The following is a 20,730-nucleotide window of genomic DNA, read 5'->3' as shown; positions in this document are numbered from 1 at the left end:
GGTCGACATGCGGCGAATCTGCCGTGTTTCGTGGAACTTGGTCACACTTCAGCCCAGCTTGCATTGCTCGGTGACAAGGTTCGAACGCCAACTTTGGCACCCATGTATGCGGCGCATCACTGGATTGCTCGCCGTTTAAGCCACGACCCAAACGGAAAGCAGAAAGCAGAGGCTCATGCCCACAATCGCTTTGGTCGACGACGACCGCAACATTCTCACATCCGTCTCGATCGCGCTCGAAGCCGAAGGCTACCGCATTATGACCTACACCGACGGCGCATCCGCGCTGGACGGTTTCCGCACCACTCAACCCGACCTCGCCATCCTCGACATCAAGATGCCGCGCATGGACGGCATGGAGACGCTGCGGCGCCTCAGGCAGAAGTCCGACCTGCCGGTGATCTTCCTGACCTCCAAGGACGAAGAGATCGACGAGCTGTTCGGTCTCAAGATGGGCGCCGACGATTTCATCCGCAAACCGTTCTCGCAGCGCCTGCTGGTCGAGCGCGTCAAGGCCGTGCTGCGCCGCTCGGCGCCGAAAGATCCGACCGTCGCGCCGAAGGAGAACGATGCCAAGGCGCTCGATCGCGGCCTGCTGCGCATGGATCCGGAGCGGCATACCTGCACCTGGAAGAACGAGCCGGTGACGCTGACCGTCACCGAATTCCTGATCCTGCAGGCGCTGGCGACCCGGCCCGGTGTGGTGAAGAGCCGCAACGCGTTGATGGACGCCGCCTATGACGACCAGGTCTATGTCGACGACCGCACCATCGACAGCCACATCAAGCGGCTGCGCAAGAAGTTCAAGGTGGTCGACAACGAGTTCGAGATGATCGAGACGCTGTACGGCGTCGGCTACCGCTTCAAGGAAGCTTGAGGCGCGGGGCGCCTTCACAACAGACGAGGGCTGCGCCGGTTCTGATTCCATCGGAACCGGGCATGCTCTAGGATGCGGGGACCGTCGTCGCACGAGCCGTCCTAACGCGGGCGTAAGCATTGCTTGACCGAACGCAGCCTGATTCGAGTTCGAACGCCGAGGATCATGCCTCCCGCGGCGCATCGGATCATGAGGACAAGCCTATCAAGCAAGGCTGGCGGCCGCTGAGCTGGCTGAAGCGTGCCGGGCAGTTCTTCTTCGCGCTGTCGTTCTCGAGCCTGACCCGCCGCATCGTCTCGCTCAACCTCGCCGGCCTCGTCGCGCTGGTCGCGAGCATCCTGTATCTGTCGCAGTTCCGCGCCGGCCTGATCGACGCGCGCGCGCAGAGCCTGCTGGTGCAGGCCGAGATCATCGCCGGCGCGATTGCGGCCTCGGCCACCGTGCAGACCAACGCCATCACCATCGATCCCGACCGCCTGCTCGACCTCAAGACCGGCGACAGCTATGGCGGCACCGACGATTCGCTCGATTTCCCGATCAATCCGGAGCGTGTCGCGCCGGTGCTGCGCACGCTGATCTCGCCGACCAAGACCCGCGCGCGGATCTTCGATCCCAACGGCACGCTGCTGCTCGACAGCCGCGACCTCGAGAACGTGCTGAGCTTCCCCCTGCCGCCGCCGTCGCTGAAACCGGGCATCGTCGAACGCGGCATGGTCGCGGTCCGCACCTGGCTGAACCGCGGCGACCTGCCGCTCTATCGCGAGCTCGGGCGCGAGAACGGCAATGGCTATGCGGAAGTCGGCGATGCGCTGCAGGGACAGAAGCGCTCGATGGTGCGGGTCAACTCGCGCGGCGAGGTGATCGTCTCCGTCGCCGTCCCCGTGCTGCGCTCGCGCGCCATCCACGGTGCGCTGATGCTGTCGACCCAGGGCGACGAGATCGACCAGATGGTGACCGCAGAACGCCTCGCCATCCTGAAGGTCGGCGGCGTCGCCGCCGCGGTCATGATCATGCTGTCGCTGCTGCTCGCCAGCACGATCGCCGGTCCCGTGCGCCGGCTCGCCGACAGCGCCGAGCGGGTCCGCCGCCGCATCAAGACCCGCGTCGAGATTCCCGACTTCACCCGCCGCCGCGACGAGATCGGGCATCTGTCCGGCGCGCTGCGCGACATGACCAATGCGCTCTACAGCCGCATCGAGGCGATCGAGATGTTCGCCGCCGACGTCGCCCACGAGCTGAAGAACCCGCTGACCTCGCTGCGCTCCGCGGTCGAGACGCTGCCTCTGGCGCGCAACGAGAACAGCCGCGCGCGCCTGCTCGAGGTGATCGAGCACGACGTCAAGCGGCTCGACCGCCTGATCTCCGACATCTCCGACGCCAGCCGGCTCGATGCCGAATTGCAGCGGCAGGACGCGGTGCCGGTCGATCTGCGCCGCCTGCTGGGCACGCTGGTGTCGGTCGCGAACGAGACCAAGCTCGGCCACGACGTCGCGGTCGAGGCGCGCTTCGAGGGACGCGGGGCGACCGATACGTTCGCGGTGACCGGCCACGATTCACGGCTGGGACAAGTGGTCTCGAACCTGCTCTCCAACGCGCAATCCTTCTCCGAACCCGGCAGCAAGGTGCGCCTGGTTTGCCGCCGCGTGCGCAGCGAAATCGAGATCGTGGTCGACGACGACGGGCCCGGCATTCGCGACGACGCGCTGGATCGCATCTTCGAGCGCTTCTACACCGACCGTCCGCATCAGGGCTTCGGCCAGAACTCAGGGCTCGGGCTGTCGATCTCCAAGCAGATTGTCGACGCCCATGGCGGGCGCATCTGGGCCGAGAATCGCGTTGGCACGCCTGACGACGAGGGCGTCCCGACCGTTGCCGGCGCGCGCTTCGTGGTGAGGCTGCCGGCGCTATGAGCGACGGCGGCGCAAGCGTGCACGCCTCCGCGGTCAAGGTCGGCGATGTGGCGGTGCTGATCCGCGGTCCCTCAGGCTCCGGCAAGTCGCGCCTTGCCTTCGATTTGATCATGGCGGGGCGCGCCGGGGTGGTCGAAAGGGCCGTTCTGGTCGGCGACGACCGTGTCCATCTGGCGACACTCGGCAACGAAATCGAAGTGCGTCCCGCTCCGCGGCTGGCCGGCCTGATCGAGATCCGGGGCCTCGGGATTCGCCGCTGCGACTTTGCGGAGCATGCGACCGTCGGTCTCGTGGTCGATCTGGACGCCACGGACGCCGAACGGCTGCCGCCGGCGGAATCCCTGAAAACAAGCATTTTAGGTGTCGAAATACCTCGAATCCCTGTCGGCCGCGACACTTCGCCCCTCCCTTTGGTTGTTGCGGCCTTGACCACTACCAAGAGTTAACCTTCTGCTAAGCCCCCAGGCGATTGTTTGAAGGGAAATGGTAACCATATGAACCCCACTATCGCGACCGAATAGACCGGCGCATTTCCCCTCATCCATCCGTCTAGATTCAGGGAGATACGCAACATCCCCTCTTGCGCAGGGGCTCTGGATGGTCAAAGTGGCGCGTTCGTGCGGTGCACCAAAAGCGCCCGCGAGGAGTTTTCCGATGATTGGTCTAGTACTTGTGACCCACGGGCGCCTTGCCGACGAATTCAAGGCAGCGCTTGAGCATGTCATGGGCCCACAAAAGCAAATCGAAGCGATTACGATCGGCGCCGAAGATGATTCCGATCTCTGCCGAAGCGACATCATCGAGGCGGTTAACCGCGTCGATTCCGGCGACGGCGTTGCGATCCTCACCGACATGTTCGGCGGCACGCCATCCAACCTTGCGATCTCCTGCATGAGCCGGCCCAAGGTCGAAGTGCTCGCGGGCATCAACCTGCCCATGCTGGTGAAGCTCGCCAAGGTGCGCGAGGAGCGTCCGCTGCCCGACGCGATCGCGATGGCCCAGGAAGCGGGCCGCAAATACGTCACCATCGCCAGCCGCGTGCTCGCCGGCAAATGAGCGACGACGCGCCACAAGCGGGGACTGGCGTGCCCGCGGGCGCGATCTCCAAAGAGCTTCTGATCATCAACAAGCGCGGCCTGCACGCCCGCGCCTCGGCGAAGTTCGTCCAGGCCGTCGAGCGCTTCGACGCGCAAGTGTGGGTGACGCGCGGCGGCGAGACCGTCGGCGGCACCTCGATCATGGGCCTGATGATGCTCGCGGCAGGACCCGGCACGACGATCACCGTCGCAGCCTCAGGCGCCGAAGCGGACGCTGCGCTCGCGGCGATCACCGAGCTCGTTGAAAGCAAGTTCAACGAGGAAGGGATTTAGGTCCCTCGCGCGACGCGCCGCGCTGCCCCGGATCGCACCGGACGATGCTTCGCATCGCCGGGGGGGGGCGATCCGACCTCTCCCCGCAAGCTGGGAGAGGTAAGAGAAGAACTCACTTCTCCGGCGGCGCGATGTAGATGTTCCAGCTCATCGACGGGCCGGCCTTGCCGTGGGTGAAGCGGCGCGTCGTCATCACGATGCGCTCGGCGTTCGGCGCGACCTCGGAGACCCATTTCTCGAATGCCGGCAGGCGACCGTCGGTCGGATCGAACACGCCGATGAAGCCGTACTTCTTGGCGTCCTCACGCGAGGTCAGCCCGGAATCCCAGGCTTCGATCGGCATCAGCGCGGCCGGATGATCCGGGCTGTAGAACACCAGCGGCTGGATCTGTTCCATCGTGCCGGCAACGACGGCCCAGCGCGAGCCGAAGCGGGTGTGCCAGGCCTCAGTCAATTCACGTGCGAGATCCGAACGCGCGCCATAGATCGCGGCGTTGCCGGCATTGGCCGCCATCTCGCGCGCGGCGATCCAGGGCGAGGCGATGAGCGTTGCGACACTGAGCACGAGCCAGATCGCGGCGATGTTGTACAGCACCGCGCTCTGCACCCGCAGCACGGGGATCGCGACCAGCGCCAGCGGCACCAGGAAGAACAGCGAGATGCCCCAGTCGGTCTTCATGTAAATGCTGAACGCGAGCGCACCGAGCGGCGGCCCGACCGCGACGATGATCTGGATGATCCAGACGTTCAGCGCCTGCGAGACATTGACACCAGGATTGACGCCGCGCGCCCAGGCCCGCGTGACGATGCGCAAGGGCGCGCGCAGCAGTTTGAACCACGGCGGCACCAGCGCCATGGCGACCGCGGCGAGCGCCACGGGCAATGCCAGCAGCGCGAAATTATGCAGGGCGTAGCCGGCCACGAGCTGATGCACGCGCCCCGCATCCTCGATGGTGTAGGTATCGCCGGCATAGGTCAGCGGCACGAAATGCGCTTCCGCCAGCCAGACGACGTGCGGGATCATCGCCACCACCATCGTCACAATCGCCACCCAGGGCGCCGGCGACAGCAGGAAGCGCATCCGTGCGGGATGGATCAGCGCGGCAAGGCCGATGGCGCCGATCATGGTCAGCACCCAATATTTGGTCATCAGCGCCAGCGCGCCGGCGAGCCCGAACCAGATGCCGGATTGCCAGCTCCGCTTCTCGAAGGCGTTGAGATAGGCGAGCACCAGCAGCGGCAGCGTGACGAGCTGCAGCAGGTCCGCGTTGTACTTGAACCCCTTGAAATTGAAGATCGGATAGAGCGCGATCATCACCACGACGAGGAACGCGCGCCGTGCATCCACCACGCGCAGCGCCAGCAGCCAGCAGATCACCATGCCGACGCCGATTGTCGCCATCGCCAGCGCATAGGTCGCCCAGTCCGCCGCCGGGAACAGCTTGAACCAGACGCCTGCGACCCAGCCCGACAGCGGCGGGTGCTTGCCGTAGCCCCACAGGAATTGCTGGCCCCAGCCCCAGGCTTCTGCGACGTCCATGTGAACGTCCTGCGCCGCCTTGAGATTGATCAGGATGAAGGTCCAGAGCACCGCATGCAGGATGGCGAGCTGGATCACCAGCCAGCGCCGCGCCTCCGGGCGGATCGCGCAGGCAACCAGCCAGGCGCGGAAGCGGTTGTAACTCAAGCGGGTCTTCGCCCGCGCTCTGGAGGATGGCATCGAGGTGGTCGACATGGACCGTTGCCTAGCGCGTTTTAGGCCTCCGTGGAATCAGCTTGGCGTGAACAAAGGCCCTGAAAATACAGTAATATGGTTGCCGCACGGGGACGTGAGTGGTATCCCGCGCCCATGACGACCGTCCCCATTTCCAACATCCGCAATTTCTCCATCGTCGCCCATATCGACCATGGCAAATCGACGCTGGCCGACCGTCTGATCCAGATGACCGGCGGCCTCTCCGACCGCGAAATGGCGGGCAAGGAGCAGGTGCTCGATTCTATGGACATCGAGCGCGAGCGCGGCATCACGATCAAGGCGCAGACGGTGCGCCTCGCCTACCGCGCCAAGGACGGCAAGGACTACGTGTTCAACCTGATGGACACGCCCGGCCATGTCGACTTCGCCTACGAGGTGTCGCGGTCGCTGGCGGCCTGCGAGGGTTCCCTGCTGGTGGTGGACGCCAGCCAGGGCGTCGAGGCGCAAACTCTCGCCAACGTCTACCAGGCGCTCGACAACAATCACGAGATCGTCCCGGTCCTGAACAAGGTCGATCTTCCCGCGGCCGAGCCCGAGAAGGTCAAGCAGCAGATCGAGGACGTGATCGGCATCGACGCCTCCGACGCGGTGATGATCTCGGCCAAGACCGGCCTTGGCATTCCCGACGTGCTGGAGGCCATCGTCACCCGCCTGCCGCCGCCGAAGGGCGACCGCGACGCGACCCTGAAGGCGCTGCTGGTCGACAGCTGGTACGACGTCTATCTCGGCGTCGTCGTGCTGATCCGCGTCGTCGACGGCGTCATGAAGAAAGGCAGCCGCGTCCGCATGATGGGCACGGGTGCGGCCTATGACATCGAGCGCGTCGGCTTCTTCACGCCGAAGATGCAGCAGGTCGACGAGCTCGGCCCCGGCGAGATCGGCTTCATCACCGCCGCGATCAAGGAAGTCGCCGACACCCGCGTCGGCGACACCATCACCGACGACCGCAAGCCGGTCGCCGACATGCTGCCGGGCTTCAAGCCCGCGATCCCCGTGGTGTTCTGCGGCCTGTTCCCTGTCGACGCCGACGACTTCGAAACGCTGCGCGCCGCGATGGGCAAGCTGCGCCTCAACGACGCCAGCTTCTCCTTCGAGATGGAAACCTCGGCCGCGCTCGGCTTCGGCTTCCGCTGCGGCTTCCTCGGCCTCTTGCATCTGGAGATCATCCAGGAGCGGCTGTCGCGCGAGTTCGACCTGAACCTGATCGCGACCGCGCCGAGCGTCATCTACAAGATGAAGCTCACCGACGGCACCGAGCTCGAGATCCACAATCCCGTCGACATGCCCGACGTGGTGAAGATCGAGGAGATCCAGGAGCCCTGGATCGAGGCGACCATCCTCACGCCCGACGAGTATCTCGGCAGCGTGCTGAAGCTGTGCCAGGACCGCCGCGGCTCGCAGAAGGAGCTGACCTATGTCGGCGCCCGCGCGATGGTGAAATACGACCTGCCGCTCAACGAAGTGGTGTTCGACTTCTACGATCGCCTGAAGTCGGTCTCCAAGGGCTACGCCTCGTTCGACTATCACCTCACCGACTACAAGCCGGCCGATCTCGTCAAGATGCAGATCCTGGTCAATGCCGAGCCGGTCGATGCGCTCTCGATGCTGGTCCACCGCACCCGCGCCGAAGGGCGCGGCCGCGCCATGGTCGAGAAGATGAAGGAGCTGATCCCGCCGCACATGTTCCAGATCCCGATCCAGGCGGCGATCGGCGGCAAGGTGATCGCGCGCGAAACGGTCCGCGCCCTGCGCAAGGACGTCACCGCAAAGTGCTACGGCGGCGACATCACGCGCAAGCGCAAGCTTCTGGAGAAGCAGAAGGAAGGCAAGAAGAAGATGCGGCAGTTCGGCAAGGTCGACATCCCGCAGGAAGCCTTCATTGCCGCGCTGAAGGTGGATAGCTGAGGCGACGGCTCAAGACCGTTCTACGCATGCCCGGGCTCGTCCCGGGCATTTGCATTTTGGGCACTGCCGGGACGTCGTACGCTGGGCAAAGCAAAATGTCGAAAACAACCCCATGCACAGTAGCCGGGGCCTTGTTTGAATTGAGTTTTTCGATTTTCAGAATTTCGTTTGCTCCGTCGGGCAAAACAGGGGCATAATGCAATCATCGCGGTGTGTGTGGGACACTGTCATTCCGGGGCGCGCCACTTGGCGCGAGCCCGGAATCCATTTCACCGCGTTGATCGCTGAGCGATGGATTCCGGGCTCGCGCTTTGCGCGCCCCGGAATGACGATGCGGCAAAGACCTGTGATGATCGCAGCAAAATAGATCGCGCTCACGGCAGAGTGGCAAATCGCGCATAGCCCGCAAGCCTTGCCCTTCACCGACTGATAGCCACCATCCTAGCTGCGCAGCATCAACAAAATCAAAAGCGCTGCGGTGCTGGTCCGCGAATTCTTCGGCGCGCGCATCATGGGCACGGTGTTCGGCGCAGTCTCGGCCTTCGCCAGCCTCGGCATGGCGCTCGGGCCCTGGGCCGGTGGGCTCGTGTTCGACAGCTTCCAGCAATACACCTGGCTGCACGTCGGCTCCTTCGCGATCGGGCTTGCCGCCATCGCGGTGGCGCTGAGTTTTCCGACCAAACGCAGGCCATCGCTCGACCTTGGCCGCGCTGCGGCCTGACAAAGGGTGCATGAGCAAGCGCTAGGGCTGATCACTCCGCGCGTGCAGAACGCTCCATGCCGGCTCTTTGGGCGATAGCGGACATTGACGCGCTCACACCTGAGATCCGGTTTTGACCCATAGCGGGCTTGGCGCCTCCTACTACGGTAGGTTACATTTTCCTGAAATTTACAACCGGTTAAAGCTGACAGTGGTAGCAAAGGGAGATGCACTTAACCGTTGCAACCATCGTTAGCGTCATGGGGCTCGTCTCGCCCCTACTCGCGTTCGTCGTAATCGTAACTTTGGCGTGGCGAAAGTCGCAGACTGAAGAAGTGAGACGAGCTTCACTAATCAAGCTTACGCGACCAAGTCTGCCAGACTTAGTTCTGCTTCTCAAACGGCTTATCGCCGGCACGATCATCGCGGCATTCACAGTCGTCACTGCGATCGGCCTGTTCGCGCTCATCGCATTTTTCCAACAATTACCTGCCATGGCGGTGGTTCGGGCGGAAATTGCGGTGAGGGATATCTGGCTTCGCTTCCAATTGCTTTGCTTACCATACCACTCGACCTTGTGGCGGCGTTTTTTGTCTGCAAACTCTTAGCCAGTGGTCATTGGCCAGAGCGATAGCGGACCCCGCTTAAACAACAACATCAGGCCTCCTTCTTCGTCTGCTTGTGGCCCATCGCTGCCGCATCCCACGGCCGAGGATATGTCGGCTGCCACAGGTAGACCGGACCGAACTTGACCGGGCTAAACCGTCGCGATTGACCCTGAGCGAGTTCGGCGAGCTCGCTGCGCAAACGTACGCCGAACGAGCCGGACTCCACCTAGCCATTCGCGTTGATCTACGCGGCGCGTTCCTTGTCTGACTGTTCCTCTACAGCGGTCGCGGTTTCTTCCAACCCCTTTTTGTAATTGCCCGCGAACCTCTCAATACTATCGGCCCACATCCTCAGCATTGAGACCTGAAAGCGCATAATGGGGCTCAAGGCATTCATGCCGATTGCTGTCGCCGCGGCGATGCGCCTTTGTGGTTCGCGCGCGAGATGGTTTGAATTAGTGGAATTGTCTGCCATGCTCGCTCCTCCTTCTAGTGTTCTTTGCCTGAAAGCTAAGTGTCGACTTGTGCGCGGCGTGAATCTAAACGTTCGGCCAAAATGTGGTCTACCGCGAGTCTCGCAGATCGGTCGTCATGCAATTCGTCTAGTTTTTTCAAGTAAGCGACCGCCGCTATTTGCAAGAGATCGAAATCATCTTCGCCGGTATCACCAAGATTGACGACGTAGCGATAGAGGGCGGAACGCCGAGTATCGTTCTCGCTGATGTCGTTGTGAAGCAGCAAGTAGTTCCGCCAAGCAAACGCACAGGCGCCTTCTATGGTCTGAGAAGTCATGTGCACCTCCCAAAGGCTGAAAGACTGACGATCCGTTTCGTTCCGCGAAATCTCCCGGATGTAATATTGTTCCGTAGCTGCGCTGCAGGATGCGATTGGGTTCGAACCGCCTTCGAGCGCACGCATTTCGAGTGGCGGGTGTGCCCCAATGATCATGCGTGTGTTCCCCAGAACAACGAGGCTGCTCCGTGCGAGACTTCCGCTTATGGCCCCTTGGCCGACTAGCACTGACGCCGCATCAATGTCCGCTCTCCCGTGATGAGCCGACCTCGATAGATCAAACCAGCAAAGCCTGCTTGTGGGCCCGTTTGAGACCTTGCGATGAGCACTGAAGATGTCCGCTCATCGGGTCCGACCGGAAGCCAGCGCGGCAGGACTAAACCGACGCGATTGACCCGGAGCCGACCAGTACCTGCACTCTTTAATTCTGCGTAACCGAGGCTTCGCCCGTTACTTGATTTTGGCTAGGCACTCTTTAAGCCTCTCAAGCTCCGAACGAACTTGCGAATCCATGACGCTTTGTAATGCGGCCATGCCCCTGCTGGAAAACTCTGCGGAAGCCTTTTTGTCCAGATTTTGCTGCCAATCCCGGATTGCCACTTTCGTGGCCCTTTGGGCCGCCGACGCTGCCTTAACGTACGTCTGTATGCAGGCGTCAGCCTCGGCGCACGATTTGCACTCTTGAGCGGCGACCGGACTTGAAACAAGCAGCCCCAACGTCGCAATAACGACCTTCATCGATCTTCCTCCCTACGTTTGGAGGGTCCCACTAGCGGGACTGCCCCGGGGGCCTTCTTGCCGGCCCCTTGAAAGAATTGAGCGGTTTCAGCATTCGGCATTCGGACAGGTCAAATCCTCGATGGCGGTGTCGACGCAAGTAGCGCGCGGCTTTGAGCGAGATGTGGACGTTCTGCGCGCCACCGCGCGGGCCATAGAACGAGATATGACCTTGGTGAGCCTTGAGTGCTCGCATCGTCGATCTTTCCGCCGGATCGTCATCACGCGATGCTTCTCGTATACGCGCATGACCGGGCCACTACGTCCACAACGCAGCCGCGTTGAGACTCTCCACACCCGAATCAGGCGAACGGCTCTGGCCTCTTGGCTTTCGGAAGCCTCCGGCCAACGCAGGGTCGGCTCAATTTGAGCTTGGGCGAAACATGACTTGTGGATTCTGCCGCAATCATGGCGCGAGTTCGGACAACTCAAATTTCTCGATGGCTGTGGTTGCGGGGTTACGCGGTGGACAGCGATGCTGACCAATTGCGAAGTCTCGACAGCTTCTCATTTCGACGAGCGCTGTTGAGCCTCACTTCGACTTCTTCCACTCGAATGTCGCCTGTTGGGCCCGTTGCCGACCTGCGCTCGAAGAGCCGAAACGTCTGCTCGCAAGAGATGAGCCGACCAAGGTGAAGCAGCCCGCCAACGGCATCTTTTGAGCCATCCCGGAAGTCGCACCGGCTGAGCCTTGACTGTTCGATCAAGGCCGGTTCCGAAAGCAGAGCTGCCCTCAGCCAGCTAGTGTTTTGGCCAGTGCCGCGCGAGAAACTCCCCGAGGATAATTGCAACGCCTTCGGGATCATCGCGTGCCACCAAATGACTGGTCTGTAGCCGCGCGAGTTCTCCTTGTGGAATGTGCTCTTTATATTTTTGAAGTTGTTCCGGGTCGATCACACCGCTACTTCCGGCGATCAACATCGTCGGAATTTTCAAGTTCCGGGCGGCGCGGCTCCAGCGCCCAACATCCCGGAAGACATCTTCAATGACACCACCCGAGAGGTAGCGCGGATCAATCGTCGCCATACTGGCGTTGCCTGCTTTGGCTGCTGATTGAACGCGCGACCGTTCCCTCAGAACGCGCTCCAGAACCGGCGCCACTGGCACATCTAGAAGGATCAGGCCGTCAATGGGCTCGCCTTCTCCCGCGGCGACCATTCCCAAGGCTCCGCCGATAGAGCCACCACCGATCACGAGTGGTCGAGTAGCAAGCTCTGCGATCCACGTTGCGACATCGTCGCGAGAGCGCTGGAACGAATAGTTAAGGCTTCTGCCACTGCCGCCGTGGCCACGATGATCGGCTGCGATGATCCGCCACGCGCCCCTAACGTCTGCAACCAAGTGATCGACGACAGATCGCCAAACAATACGCGTTTCAGCACCACACGGTAGAAGCAGCAGCGTGTTCGCTTGATCAGAGTTCCACACATCTGCGGTCAATTCGACATCGTCGTTGGCCCTAATGTTCATATGACCAGTTGGAGCGGACATGAACGACTCACTCATTAGGCTCTTCGGCGCGACGAAGAACCGCGTGGCCCAATCGCCTTAGCGTGGTCCGCAGTACGACGAGTGCAGACCGTAACACTGCCTGAAGTTGTCGGATAGTTAGACTTCTCCGCCCTGGACTAGCACTGTCCGCTTCCGAGAGCGGAGCGGAATAGCATCGTGGAGCTGCCCAGGTCAGCCTTTGGACCCGAAGCAGACGAAGGCTTGGGAAGTACACGACAGCCGACCCCGCCGGGCTAGGCCAGGCATGGACGGGAGTGCTGCGACGTTCGTGGTGAGCTCTCAGCCAGTGTTTCTGACCGCCTCAGCCAGAATGGCGTAAAGCTGCTGCTTGCTGAATTCCTTGGGCTTCGGTCCCTTCGCTGGGTTCCGCGACACCTTCTTTGCGACTGGTTGGGCACAGGCTGCCGACGACGCCGGGCTCAGCTTCGGGGACGGTCTTATGCTGGGTCTTGCTGTAGGCGGCTTGCGGCCGCGCTTCAGGCCCATACGGGTCAGCATGCCGCAGACCGCATTACGGCTGCACCCGAGACGACGCGCAATCTGCGCCGCGCTCTGTCCTGCGGACCAGAGTTTCTTGAGGAGCGCTATGTCTTTCGCATCCCAGCCCATGGGAGACATTATAGCGCTGATTGCCGAACGCGCATCAGTCTAAAGCATGATCCGGAAAAGTGCGCAGCGGTTTTCCGAAAAGATCATGCTCAAACAACGACCTAAAGCGCGATGGCGATTCATCCAAATCTCATCGCGCTTTAGTCTTCGTCCGGCTCGCGCACGACCGGCGGTTCGTCAGCGTCGTCTTCGTCCTCTTCATCTTCGTCCTCGTCGTCTTCATCGGGGTCTCTTGGCGGCATCGCGGTGCCCATAGGCACGAGCGATGCCCGACCGGTCCCTGTGGTGAAAAATGCTTCGGAGGTGTGTTGCTTCATCGTGTTGCTGCTCCTCGAAAAGAACGCGCAGTCGCATATTCCTGGCGGACGACATGCGGATTGCCCAAGGCGCGCAATCGCCGCAGACGCGACGGGGATCAGGTTGACTGCATCAGCAGCGGTTGGCCCCGCCACGCGATTGGTGGCGTTTGCGCCTACCTTATGCTCGAGGGCCCATTGGGCTCAATGTTCACCAAAATCTCGCCGGTGGTGATTTCGGGAGATCCAAGATCGAGGTCATGTAGACTCGCTTGAACAAACGCCAGCACCTTGGCGTTCGCTGCATTGGCGCTTTCACGGTCGTCAAATACCATCACGGCGATACCGACACCGTTGCCCGCATCCAGCACATAGTAAGACCTGAATCCCGGCGATTGCCTTAGGATCTCACCGACGCCGCTCTTGGCCCGGCGAGCGGCGTCCGCGACGGAACGAACGTTGGTGTACTTGCGAATGACCATGTACATGAGGCCACCATGCGCCACGCGCCTTCACACGTCAAAGCAGTCGGTCCCGGTCGGACCCTCTGGTCCATCCTCGCCCCGCAGGCGGGGCGAGGTGCTGAGGCTCAGCTGCCCTCGAACTTGAACGATACGTTGAGCTTGGCGCGATAGGCTTCAATTTTTCCCTTGTCGTCCAGTTGCATATCGAGCTTGACGACCTCTGCAACACGAAGATCCCGGAGAGATTTTGCAGCTTGCTCGACCGCATTAGCGGCCGCCCTCTCCCATGAGTCGCTGCTGGTACCGACCAATTCTATGACCTTGTAGACGCTATCAGGCATGTCGTCCTCCTGTCCGGTCTGACCTGGGCTAGCATCAGGATCTCGGCGCTGATACCGTTTCGAGGATGCCCCTCGGAACCGAGACGAAACAAACTGCATTTGGCGGAGAGGCCGCTCTTGGCTCCCAATTGCTGCGGGACCTGCGCCTTCATGCCCGCTCTTAGCGGGAAGACGGAAGAGGGTCTGATTGGCTGTCACTTTTCAGTTTAACTCGAACAAGAACATCGGGCGGCCCTCCGTCATCGGGCTCGCCGCCGTCGCAGTGGCGCTGAGCTTCCCGACCATGCGCAGGCAATCGCTCGAGCTTGGTCGCGCCGCGGCGTGAGGAGGCAACGCTCAAACAGGTCGGCAACCTTGAACGGCTCCGCCTTTCTCGGCTACACCGTTGCATCGTCGTCAGCCTCGACACCTCCGATGGCCAACGCTGCCAATTGCCTGAACCTGGTCGGCGATGGTGACGACGCTGACGTGCTTCGCGCCGTCGAGGAGGCGTTCGGAGTCAAGATTTCCGCTCCGGAAGCGCTCCGCAGTGAAACGGTCGGGCAGCTCTGCGCCATCGTCTCGTCCAAGCTGGATATCACCGCCGGCTGCGGCATAGCGAAGCATGCGACGGCGAGTCATTCCACTATTCGCCATGACCAAATTCCTATTGTTTAATGAAGATCGGACATCAGTGAATTGCAACCGGATATCCGCGCATCGTTTCGCGGCCACGATCTGAAATTGGTCCCTTCAACGAAGCGGCGCCCCCTCACTTAAGTGAGCTGAGCGGGGCGCCGAAGCGGACGGCGCGCATAGCCAGACATTGGCGCAGTTGCTATAATATAGGCATTCAATTTCCCCGAGCCCCGGGGGTGCATCTTGAGCAGCGAGAACGTTGAGCGGCGATTAGCGGCTATTCTGGCGGCGGACGTCGTGGGCTCTTGCCGTTTAATTGGGATCGACGAAGAAGGCACGCTCGCGCAGCTGAAATCTCTGAGAAGGACGCTTTTCGATCCAAAAATCTCGGAGCATCACGGACGTATCGTCAAGAATACCGGAGACGGCGCCCTTGTTGAGTTCGCAAGCCCGGTCGACGCCGTGCGATGTGCTGACGAAATCCAACACGGCATGGCGGAGCAAACTATCAATGTGCCGCAGGATAAGCGGATTGCATTTCGCATCGGTATTCACGTCGGTGATATTATCGTCGGAGATGACGATATCTTTGGCGACGGGGTCAACATCGCGGTGCGCCTCGAAACCCTCGCCGAGCCGGGCGGCATCGTAGTCTCCAGCACCACCCATGACTACGTCAGGAACAAGGTCAAGATTGGATTCGACGATATCGGCACTCATATCCTGAAGAACATCGCCGAGCCTGTGCATGCCTACCGCGTCAGTGGCACGCCATCGGTGGCAATGGCGGCAGATCGGACCGCGAGCGACAAGCCTTCGGTCGCCGTATTGCCCTTTGACAACATGAGCAGTGGTGAAGACCAACAATATTTCGGTGACGGCATCAGCGATGACATCATTATCGAGCTTTCGCGCTTCCGACAATTGCGTGTGCTGGCGCGCAATTCCTCGTTCCAATTTCGCGGGCCAAATGTCGATGTCAGTCGCGTCGGCCGAGAACTGGGTATCCAATATGTATTGGAAGGTAGCGTCCGACGATTTGGAAACCTCATTCGTATCACCGCCCAGCTAATTGACGCGTCGTCGGGTCACCATATATGGGCGGATCGATTTGATAGGCCCTTGGAAGAGTTGTTCGATGTCCAAGATCAGGTCGTTCGGACCATCGTGGGTACTCTCGTAGGGCGGCTGCAGGCCGACCGTGTTGATCGCGCCAAACGCAAGCCGCCCGCTAGCCTGGCCGCATATGAATGTGTGCTGCGCGGCGATGCCTTGTCTGTGTACGATCCTGCTAACGAGGCTGAAGTGCGCTGTTTGCTCAAGCGCGCCATTGAACTGGATCCTGAGTACGCAAAACCTTATGCGCTGCTGGCGTTTGCGTTCTGCCGCGAATGGTACTTGGACATGAGTGGATCATCCGACGTTGCGTTGGACCAGGCGTTAGCGCTGGCCAAGAGAGCCGTCGAACTCGATGATGGCCAGGAAGTGTGTTTGGCAGCTTTGGGTTGGGTGCACATGCATCACCGTTCATACGATCTTGCTGAGCACTATTATGCGAGGGCGCTCGCGCTCAATCCGAACAACCCTACAGTCCGAGCGAATCTAGGCGACCTTTACCTCCGGCTCGGAGATCCCGCAAAGTGCTTGGAGCACTTCAAGGAAGCGAAAATTATCGACCCCTTTTTTGCTCCGAAATGGTATTGGGGACCGGTGGGCAGGGCGTACTTCATGACACATCGATATGAGAACGCCATCGCAGCTTTCACTCGTTACCCAAGCACGAGATTTTGGCGGCCAGCACATTTGGCGGGTTGCTATGCTTTGACCGGCAATATTAGCCGATCACATCATCATGCCGCGGAAGTCCTTCGCCTCATGCCGGAGTTCTCAGTTTCCCGCTTTGTGCCAAAGGAGCTATACAGGCTTTCAAAGGATCGCAAACATCTGACAGACGCCCTTCGCAAGGCTGGATTGCCGGAATGACCTTCGCAGCGTTCGCATTGCTCCCGGACTCGTCGGCTGGCCAATTGGAGCCCAGGCCGCGCGCGTAGAGCAATGGCCTGGTTTCGCGGGGCGAGCTGACTCAAGCGGACTCCCGCACCCGACGTCCGCCTTGCCCCAAAACCGACATCCCGTCCTCCGCAGACATCCTGGCGTCCACTTCCTCGCCGATCCTGATCGAAACCCGGGAGTTATCGGTGATGCCGAGACTGGCAATCGCGTTTGTGTTGGCGCTGGCGGTAAGCGCGGTCAGCGCGCAGGATACCAGGTCTGGACAATCGAACACGCCGGCTGTGGCCGGCGCCAATGGAACAGCACCGTTCCTGTTCGACGGACGCATGCGGGGTGATGGCGCCCGGCAGGGAGCGGCCGCCGACGATCATCACCCGAATGCCGGCGCCATTGTCATGCCGCCGAAGACCGGCCAGCCCATGCCCGGACGATAAGTCCGCGGGCCCGCACCCCTACAGCCTCCCGAACTCGTCCAGGGTTCTGATCACCAAAGGCATGAACTCATCGCCGCCGCCATGGCCGGCGTCGTCGAGAATATGCAGCCTGCTGCTGGTCCATCGCTTGTGCAGTTGCCAGGCCGTGGATAACGGTGAACTGACGTCGAAACGACCGTGGATCAGGGCGCCGGGAATCCCGTTCAGCTTCGATGCGTCGCGGATCAACTGACTCTCCTCGAGAAACGCGGCGTGGCGCCAATAATGCGTGACCAGAAGGGCAAATCGTAGCCGAAACGCCGCGTCGTCATATCGTGGATTGGGCTGATGTCCCGGCGTCAGCGAGACATGCGCGTCTTCCCACGCGCACCATGCCTGCGCGGACGCATCGCGAACCGTCTCGTCGGCGTCGGCGAGCATGGTGGCGTAGGCATCGACGAGCGGCATGCTCCGCAGATGCGACGGAACGGCCTCGACAAAGCGCTCCCATTCCCTCGGAAAGATGCGCCCGACATCATGGGTGATCCACCGAACCTCGTCACGAGACGTCGTGGTCACAAATCCAAGCACCATCGCCTTCACGCGTCGCGGATGCGCCTGGGCGTAGGCAAGGCCAAGCGTCGTTCCCCAGGACAGGCCCAGGATGACCCAGCTGTCGACACCGAGCAGATCGCGCAGCCGCTCGATGTCGGCGATGAGGTGGTGGGTGGTGTTGCGCGCCAGGCTCGCGCCCGGTCTACTTGCGAGCGGAAGGCTGCGGCCGGAGCCGCGCTGATCGAACAGCACAGCCTTGTAGACGTCAGGATCGAAAAATCGTCTTTGGCCGATCGAGCAACCCGAGCCCGGGCCGCCATGCAGGAAGAGCGCAGGCGTGCCCGCGGGATTGCCGCAACATTCCCAGTAGATCCGGTGGCCGTCCCCCACATCCAGCAATCCGTGCTGATATGGCTCGATAGGCTGGAACTGAGCCATCGCTTGCTCTCAGGTTGGGTGGGAGGGAGTTTGCGACGACGTTCTATCCCGTCGAGAGGCGGCAGGCAAAGTCAGCTATTCGCCCATATCGGCTTCAGCCCGTAGGAGGGTAGAGCGAAGCGAAACCCATCGCCTCAACCAGGGTGGCATCCGACAGCCTTGCCGGCTCGACCTGATCGTGAGGAAGAAGTTTGATGGGTTTCGCTTTCGCTCTACCCATCTTACGAGCGGCATCGCCATCACCCGGTCGCGAAATCCGCCGCCGTCTCCGCGTGGATCGCCGTCGTGTCGAACGTCTCGACCGACGTATCGGCAGCACCGACCAGCATCGTGATCTCGGTGCAGCCGAGAATGATGCACTCGGCTCCAGCGGCGACGAGCGCGGCCATCACCTCCTGATAGCGGCGGCGCGAGGGGGCTGAGACGATGCCGAGGCACAGTTCCTCGTAGATGATGCGGTTCACGTCGGCCCGCGCGACTTCGGGCGGAACAAGGACGTCGAGATCATGGGCGCGCAGTCGGTCGATGTAGAAATCTTCCTCCATCGTGAACTTGGTGCCGAGCAGCCCGACGCGCCGGTAGCCTTTGGACCGGATGCGCTCGGCCGTTGCATCGCCGATGTGGATGAAGGGAATGCTCAGGCTCGAGACGATGTCGGGCGCCAGCTTGTGCATCGTGTTGGTGCACAACACGATCGCGCGCGCGCCGGCGCTTTCGAGACGCCGCGCGACCTCCGCCAGGCTGCTTGCGGCTTCCTGCCAGCGGCCGGCGTACTGCATCTCCTTGATGTCCTGAAAGTCGTAGGAATACATCAGCAGCGGCGCCGAATGCAGCTTGCCCATGCGATCGCGAACGCGCTCGTTGATGAGCTTGTAGTAGAGCGCGGTGCTCTCCCAGCTCATGCCGCCGATCAGGCCAATTGTTTGCATTCCTGCGTCTCCGACCAATTACGCGGTCGGATCGTAGACGAAGACGGCGAAACTCGCCATCACCGCCCGTTGACGAAAGCGAGCCCCGACGCTAAACGGCCATGTCGGAAAAGGCAGACTTGGTCTGGTAAGCCCAAGTCCTTTCGGTAACGAAAGCTCTGGTCTTTGGCCTCGCGCCCGAGATCCCCACGACGAACAACGGTCGCCGGTCAGGCGATCCCTCGTTCGTCCGTGAGGTCTCGGGTTCGGGAAACGCTCCGGTCGAACATCGACAGTCGAATTTCGACAACGGAGCCAGTCATGCAGAATCCCGACGCTTCCCTCTATGACGTCATCATTGCCGGCGCCGGTCCGGTCGGCCTGTTCCTGGCCTGCGAGCTCAGGCTTGCGGGCTGTTCGGTGCTGGTGCTGGAGAAGGCGCAAAGCCCGCACTCGCCGCTCAAGGGCCTGCCGTTCGGGCTGCGCGGACTTTCGGTGCCGACCATCGAGAGCCTGGATCGCCGCGACCTGCTGAACGATCTCACGCGCCGTGCCGCCGACCGCGACACACCGGCGGCCGCGCACTGGATGGCGCAGCAGCGCCGCCCGGGCGGTCATTTCGCCGGCATCCAGTTCTTCCATGACCGGATCGACAGCACGCAATGGCCCTGTCGCCTGCCCGGCCCCATCGGCAGCGTCGCGGCCGACATGGCTAGCATCGAGGCGGTGTTTGCCTTGCGCGCCGAAGTGCTGGGCGTCGACATCAGGCGCGGCTGCGGCGTTGAATCTCTCACGCAATCGGACGGCGGCGTCACCGTTGAAACGGCCGGCGGAACGGCGCGGGGCCACTGGCTGGTCGGCTGCGACGGCGGACGCAGTTGTGTGCGGAAGGCTGCTGGTTTCGACTTCGAAGGCACCGATCCGGAATTCACCGGCTATTCCGCACAGGTCGAGCTGGCCGGCCCGGTCGCGCTCGCGCCGGGCCGCCACTACACGGCACAGGGCATGTACACTTTTGCGGCGCCCGGCACGATCGCGATGGTCGATTTTGACGGCGGTGCCGCTCACCGCAGCGAGCCGGACCGTGACGAGATCGAGACGGTGCTGCGCAAGGTCTCGGGTCTCGAGGTGACGGTGACTGCGCTTGCGCTCGCGACCACCTGGACCGACCGTGCCTGTCAGGCGACCCGCTATCGCAATGGCCGCGTGTTGCTGGCGGGCGACGCCGCGCACATCCATTCGCCGCTGGGAGGCCAGGGCCTGAACCTCGGCCTTGGCGATGCGATGAACCTCGGCTGGAAGCTCGCGGCGACCATTCGTGGCGACGCGCCGGCCGGCCTGCTCGACACCTATGCGGCCGAGCGGCAACCGGTGGGCGCACAGATCCTCGACTGGTCGCGCGCCCAGGTCGCGCTCATGCGTCCGAGCAGAAGCTCGCGTGCACTCGAAGCGATCATCCGCGATCTCATCGATACGTGCGACGGCGCGACCTATTTCGCCGAACGCGTCTGGGGCGTCTCGTTGCGCTACGATCTCGGCGATCCGCATTCGCTGGTGGGGCGCAGCGCGCCCGACTTTGCGCTCAAAGACGGAACGCGAACCGCCGAGCTGCTCCGGACGGGACAAGGGCTGTTGCTGGACTTCGAGGACCGGCCGTCGCTCCAAGCGCTTGCGCGCCGCTGGCGCGGACGGATCGTGCATGTCGCAAGCGACGCCAGGGACCGGTTGGGCCTGACCGCCCTGCTGGTCCGCCCCGACGGCGTCGTGGCCTGGGTCAGCGAGGGGATTCCTGATCCTGATGAAGCGGCACGAGCTGCGGTGCGATGGTTTGGTGAACCGAGCGATTGAACCAACCACCAGGCCGGCCA

General features: G+C 62.0%; 23 protein-coding genes. 12 read left to right on the top strand and 11 right to left on the bottom strand.

Annotated features, from left to right (window positions below):
* Positions 1-175 precede the first annotated feature (175 nt).
* From RAD16_RS01570 to RAD16_RS01550, 5 genes are all read left to right on the top strand, one after another.
* Positions 176-877 carry a response regulator transcription factor gene (locus tag RAD16_RS01570; protein WP_008542552.1) on the top strand — a complete coding sequence of 234 codons (702 nt, stop codon included), beginning with the start codon at positions 176-178 and terminating at the stop codon, positions 875-877.
* 119 nt (positions 878-996) lie between these two features.
* Positions 997-2,787 (top strand): stimulus-sensing domain-containing protein, encoded by a 1,791-nt coding sequence (locus tag RAD16_RS01565; RefSeq protein ID WP_458156126.1) that lies wholly within the window; start codon positions 997-999, stop codon positions 2,785-2,787.
* Entirely contained in the window at positions 2,784-3,233 is a 450-nt protein-coding gene (locus RAD16_RS01560; RefSeq protein ID WP_458156125.1) for an HPr kinase/phosphorylase, read from the top strand. Before RAD16_RS01565 ends, RAD16_RS01560 begins: the two co-directional genes overlap by 4 nt.
* A 208-nt stretch (positions 3,234-3,441) precedes the next feature.
* Positions 3,442-3,843, top strand: a complete 402-nt coding sequence (locus RAD16_RS01555) for a PTS sugar transporter subunit IIA (RefSeq protein ID WP_007597752.1) — start codon at positions 3,442-3,444, stop codon at positions 3,841-3,843.
* Entirely contained in the window at positions 3,840-4,157 is a 318-nt protein-coding gene (locus tag RAD16_RS01550) for an HPr family phosphocarrier protein (RefSeq protein ID WP_458156124.1), read from the top strand. The genes RAD16_RS01555 and RAD16_RS01550 overlap by 4 nt, the downstream gene beginning before the upstream one ends.
* Positions 4,158-4,269: 112 nt before the next feature.
* On the opposite strand, the gene RAD16_RS01545 is transcribed toward RAD16_RS01550, so the two are convergent.
* A complete protein-coding gene (locus RAD16_RS01545) occupies positions 4,270-5,892 on the bottom strand; it encodes a glycosyltransferase family 39 protein (RefSeq protein ID WP_458156123.1) in 1,623 nt (540 codons plus the stop codon).
* 114 nt (positions 5,893-6,006) lie between these two features.
* On the opposite strand from RAD16_RS01545, the gene lepA reads away from it, so the two are divergent.
* Both lepA and RAD16_RS01535 read left to right on the top strand, forming a co-directional pair.
* Entirely contained in the window at positions 6,007-7,818 is a 1,812-nt protein-coding gene (gene lepA, locus RAD16_RS01540; RefSeq protein WP_458156122.1) for a translation elongation factor 4, read from the top strand.
* A 478-nt stretch (positions 7,819-8,296) separates the two neighbouring features.
* Positions 8,297-8,539 carry a hypothetical protein gene (locus RAD16_RS01535; RefSeq protein WP_458156121.1) on the top strand — a complete coding sequence of 81 codons (243 nt, stop codon included), beginning with the start codon at positions 8,297-8,299 and terminating at the stop codon, positions 8,537-8,539.
* An 831-nt stretch (positions 8,540-9,370) separates the two neighbouring features.
* Here RAD16_RS01535 and RAD16_RS01530 read toward each other — a convergent pair.
* The 8 genes from RAD16_RS01530 to RAD16_RS01495 form a co-directional block, all read right to left on the bottom strand.
* Complete coding sequence (locus RAD16_RS01530; protein WP_458156120.1) at positions 9,371-9,601, bottom strand: hypothetical protein; 231 nt, start codon at positions 9,599-9,601, stop codon at positions 9,371-9,373.
* Positions 9,602-9,636: 35 nt separating this feature from the next.
* On the bottom strand, positions 9,637-9,918 hold the full coding sequence (locus RAD16_RS01525; RefSeq protein ID WP_458156119.1) for a hypothetical protein: 282 nt from the start codon (positions 9,916-9,918) through the stop codon (positions 9,637-9,639).
* A 450-nt stretch (positions 9,919-10,368) separates the two neighbouring features.
* Positions 10,369-10,656 (bottom strand): hypothetical protein, encoded by a 288-nt coding sequence (locus RAD16_RS01520; RefSeq protein ID WP_458156118.1) that lies wholly within the window; start codon positions 10,654-10,656, stop codon positions 10,369-10,371.
* Positions 10,657-11,436: 780 nt separating this feature from the next.
* A complete protein-coding gene (locus RAD16_RS01515) occupies positions 11,437-12,201 on the bottom strand; it encodes an alpha/beta fold hydrolase (protein WP_458156117.1) in 765 nt (254 codons plus the stop codon).
* Positions 12,202-12,486: 285 nt separating this feature from the next.
* Entirely contained in the window at positions 12,487-12,816 is a 330-nt protein-coding gene (locus RAD16_RS01510; protein ID WP_458156116.1) for a GcrA family cell cycle regulator, read from the bottom strand.
* Positions 12,817-12,956: 140 nt separating this feature from the next.
* The gene (locus tag RAD16_RS01505) at positions 12,957-13,133 is read right to left on the bottom strand and encodes a hypothetical protein (RefSeq protein WP_458156115.1); all 177 of its coding nucleotides are present in this window, start codon (positions 13,131-13,133) and stop codon (positions 12,957-12,959) included.
* Positions 13,134-13,288: 155 nt separating this feature from the next.
* Positions 13,289-13,600, bottom strand: a complete 312-nt coding sequence (locus tag RAD16_RS01500) for a hypothetical protein (RefSeq protein WP_458156114.1) — start codon at positions 13,598-13,600, stop codon at positions 13,289-13,291.
* Between the two features lie 101 nt (positions 13,601-13,701).
* Positions 13,702-13,917, bottom strand: a complete 216-nt coding sequence (locus RAD16_RS01495) for a dodecin family protein (RefSeq protein WP_458156113.1) — start codon at positions 13,915-13,917, stop codon at positions 13,702-13,704.
* A gap of 187 nt (positions 13,918-14,104) precedes the next feature.
* On the opposite strand from RAD16_RS01495, the gene RAD16_RS01490 reads away from it, so the two are divergent.
* From RAD16_RS01490 to RAD16_RS01475, 4 genes are all read left to right on the top strand, one after another.
* Complete coding sequence (locus tag RAD16_RS01490) at positions 14,105-14,242, top strand: hypothetical protein (RefSeq protein ID WP_458156112.1); 138 nt, start codon at positions 14,105-14,107, stop codon at positions 14,240-14,242.
* 89 nt (positions 14,243-14,331) lie between these two features.
* Entirely contained in the window at positions 14,332-14,574 is a 243-nt protein-coding gene (locus tag RAD16_RS01485) for a hypothetical protein (protein ID WP_458156111.1), read from the top strand.
* A gap of 204 nt (positions 14,575-14,778) precedes the next feature.
* A complete protein-coding gene (locus tag RAD16_RS01480) occupies positions 14,779-16,518 on the top strand; it encodes an adenylate/guanylate cyclase domain-containing protein (RefSeq protein WP_458156110.1) in 1,740 nt (579 codons plus the stop codon).
* A 218-nt stretch (positions 16,519-16,736) separates the two neighbouring features.
* Positions 16,737-16,982, top strand: a complete 246-nt coding sequence (locus RAD16_RS01475; RefSeq protein WP_458156109.1) for a hypothetical protein — start codon at positions 16,737-16,739, stop codon at positions 16,980-16,982.
* Positions 16,983-17,000: 18 nt separating this feature from the next.
* Here RAD16_RS01475 and pip read toward each other — a convergent pair whose 3' ends face one another.
* Both pip and RAD16_RS01465 read right to left on the bottom strand, forming a co-directional pair.
* Positions 17,001-17,954 carry a prolyl aminopeptidase gene (gene pip / locus RAD16_RS01470; RefSeq protein WP_458156108.1) on the bottom strand — a complete coding sequence of 318 codons (954 nt, stop codon included), beginning with the start codon at positions 17,952-17,954 and terminating at the stop codon, positions 17,001-17,003.
* 239 nt (positions 17,955-18,193) lie between these two features.
* Entirely contained in the window at positions 18,194-18,883 is a 690-nt protein-coding gene (locus RAD16_RS01465; protein ID WP_458156107.1) for an aspartate/glutamate racemase family protein, read from the bottom strand.
* Between the two features lie 300 nt (positions 18,884-19,183).
* Between RAD16_RS01465 and RAD16_RS01460 the strand changes: the two genes are divergently transcribed.
* The gene (locus RAD16_RS01460) at positions 19,184-20,710 is read left to right on the top strand and encodes an FAD-dependent monooxygenase (protein WP_458156106.1); all 1,527 of its coding nucleotides are present in this window, start codon (positions 19,184-19,186) and stop codon (positions 20,708-20,710) included.
* Positions 20,711-20,730 lie beyond the last annotated feature (20 nt).

The sequence above is a fragment of the Bradyrhizobium sp. 18BD genome (assembly GCF_054185225.1).
Note: the sequence above shows the minus strand (reverse complement) of the source record. Positions and strands in the feature narration are given on the sequence as shown.

What these genes read in the sequence shown, in the direction of transcription:
- RAD16_RS01570 (WP_008542552.1), top strand. Translation starts at nt 176, where the DNA reads ATGCCCACAATCGCTTTGGTCGACGACGACCGCAACATTCTCACATCC.
- RAD16_RS01560 (WP_458156125.1), top strand. Translation starts at nt 2,784, where the DNA reads ATGAGCGACGGCGGCGCAAGCGTGCACGCCTCCGCGGTCAAGGTCGGC.
- RAD16_RS01555 (WP_007597752.1), top strand. Translation starts at nt 3,442, where the DNA reads ATGATTGGTCTAGTACTTGTGACCCACGGGCGCCTTGCCGACGAATTC.
- RAD16_RS01550 (WP_458156124.1), top strand. Translation starts at nt 3,840, where the DNA reads ATGAGCGACGACGCGCCACAAGCGGGGACTGGCGTGCCCGCGGGCGCG.
- RAD16_RS01545 (WP_458156123.1), bottom strand. Translation starts at nt 5,892, where the DNA reads ATGTCGACCACCTCGATGCCATCCTCCAGAGCGCGGGCGAAGACCCGC.
- lepA (WP_458156122.1), top strand. Translation starts at nt 6,007, where the DNA reads ATGACGACCGTCCCCATTTCCAACATCCGCAATTTCTCCATCGTCGCC.
- RAD16_RS01530 (WP_458156120.1), bottom strand. Translation starts at nt 9,601, where the DNA reads ATGGCAGACAATTCCACTAATTCAAACCATCTCGCGCGCGAACCACAA.
- RAD16_RS01525 (WP_458156119.1), bottom strand. Translation starts at nt 9,918, where the DNA reads ATGACTTCTCAGACCATAGAAGGCGCCTGTGCGTTTGCTTGGCGGAAC.
- RAD16_RS01520 (WP_458156118.1), bottom strand. Translation starts at nt 10,656, where the DNA reads ATGAAGGTCGTTATTGCGACGTTGGGGCTGCTTGTTTCAAGTCCGGTC.
- RAD16_RS01515 (WP_458156117.1), bottom strand. Translation starts at nt 12,201, where the DNA reads ATGAGTGAGTCGTTCATGTCCGCTCCAACTGGTCATATGAACATTAGG.
- RAD16_RS01510 (WP_458156116.1), bottom strand. Translation starts at nt 12,816, where the DNA reads ATGGGCTGGGATGCGAAAGACATAGCGCTCCTCAAGAAACTCTGGTCC.
- RAD16_RS01505 (WP_458156115.1), bottom strand. Translation starts at nt 13,133, where the DNA reads ATGAAGCAACACACCTCCGAAGCATTTTTCACCACAGGGACCGGTCGG.
- RAD16_RS01500 (WP_458156114.1), bottom strand. Translation starts at nt 13,600, where the DNA reads ATGTACATGGTCATTCGCAAGTACACCAACGTTCGTTCCGTCGCGGAC.
- RAD16_RS01495 (WP_458156113.1), bottom strand. Translation starts at nt 13,917, where the DNA reads ATGCCTGATAGCGTCTACAAGGTCATAGAATTGGTCGGTACCAGCAGC.
- RAD16_RS01485 (WP_458156111.1), top strand. Translation starts at nt 14,332, where the DNA reads ATGGCCAACGCTGCCAATTGCCTGAACCTGGTCGGCGATGGTGACGAC.
- RAD16_RS01475 (WP_458156109.1), top strand. Translation starts at nt 16,737, where the DNA reads ATGCCGAGACTGGCAATCGCGTTTGTGTTGGCGCTGGCGGTAAGCGCG.
- pip (WP_458156108.1), bottom strand. Translation starts at nt 17,954, where the DNA reads ATGGCTCAGTTCCAGCCTATCGAGCCATATCAGCACGGATTGCTGGAT.
- RAD16_RS01465 (WP_458156107.1), bottom strand. Translation starts at nt 18,883, where the DNA reads ATGCAAACAATTGGCCTGATCGGCGGCATGAGCTGGGAGAGCACCGCG.
- RAD16_RS01460 (WP_458156106.1), top strand. Translation starts at nt 19,184, where the DNA reads ATGCAGAATCCCGACGCTTCCCTCTATGACGTCATCATTGCCGGCGCC.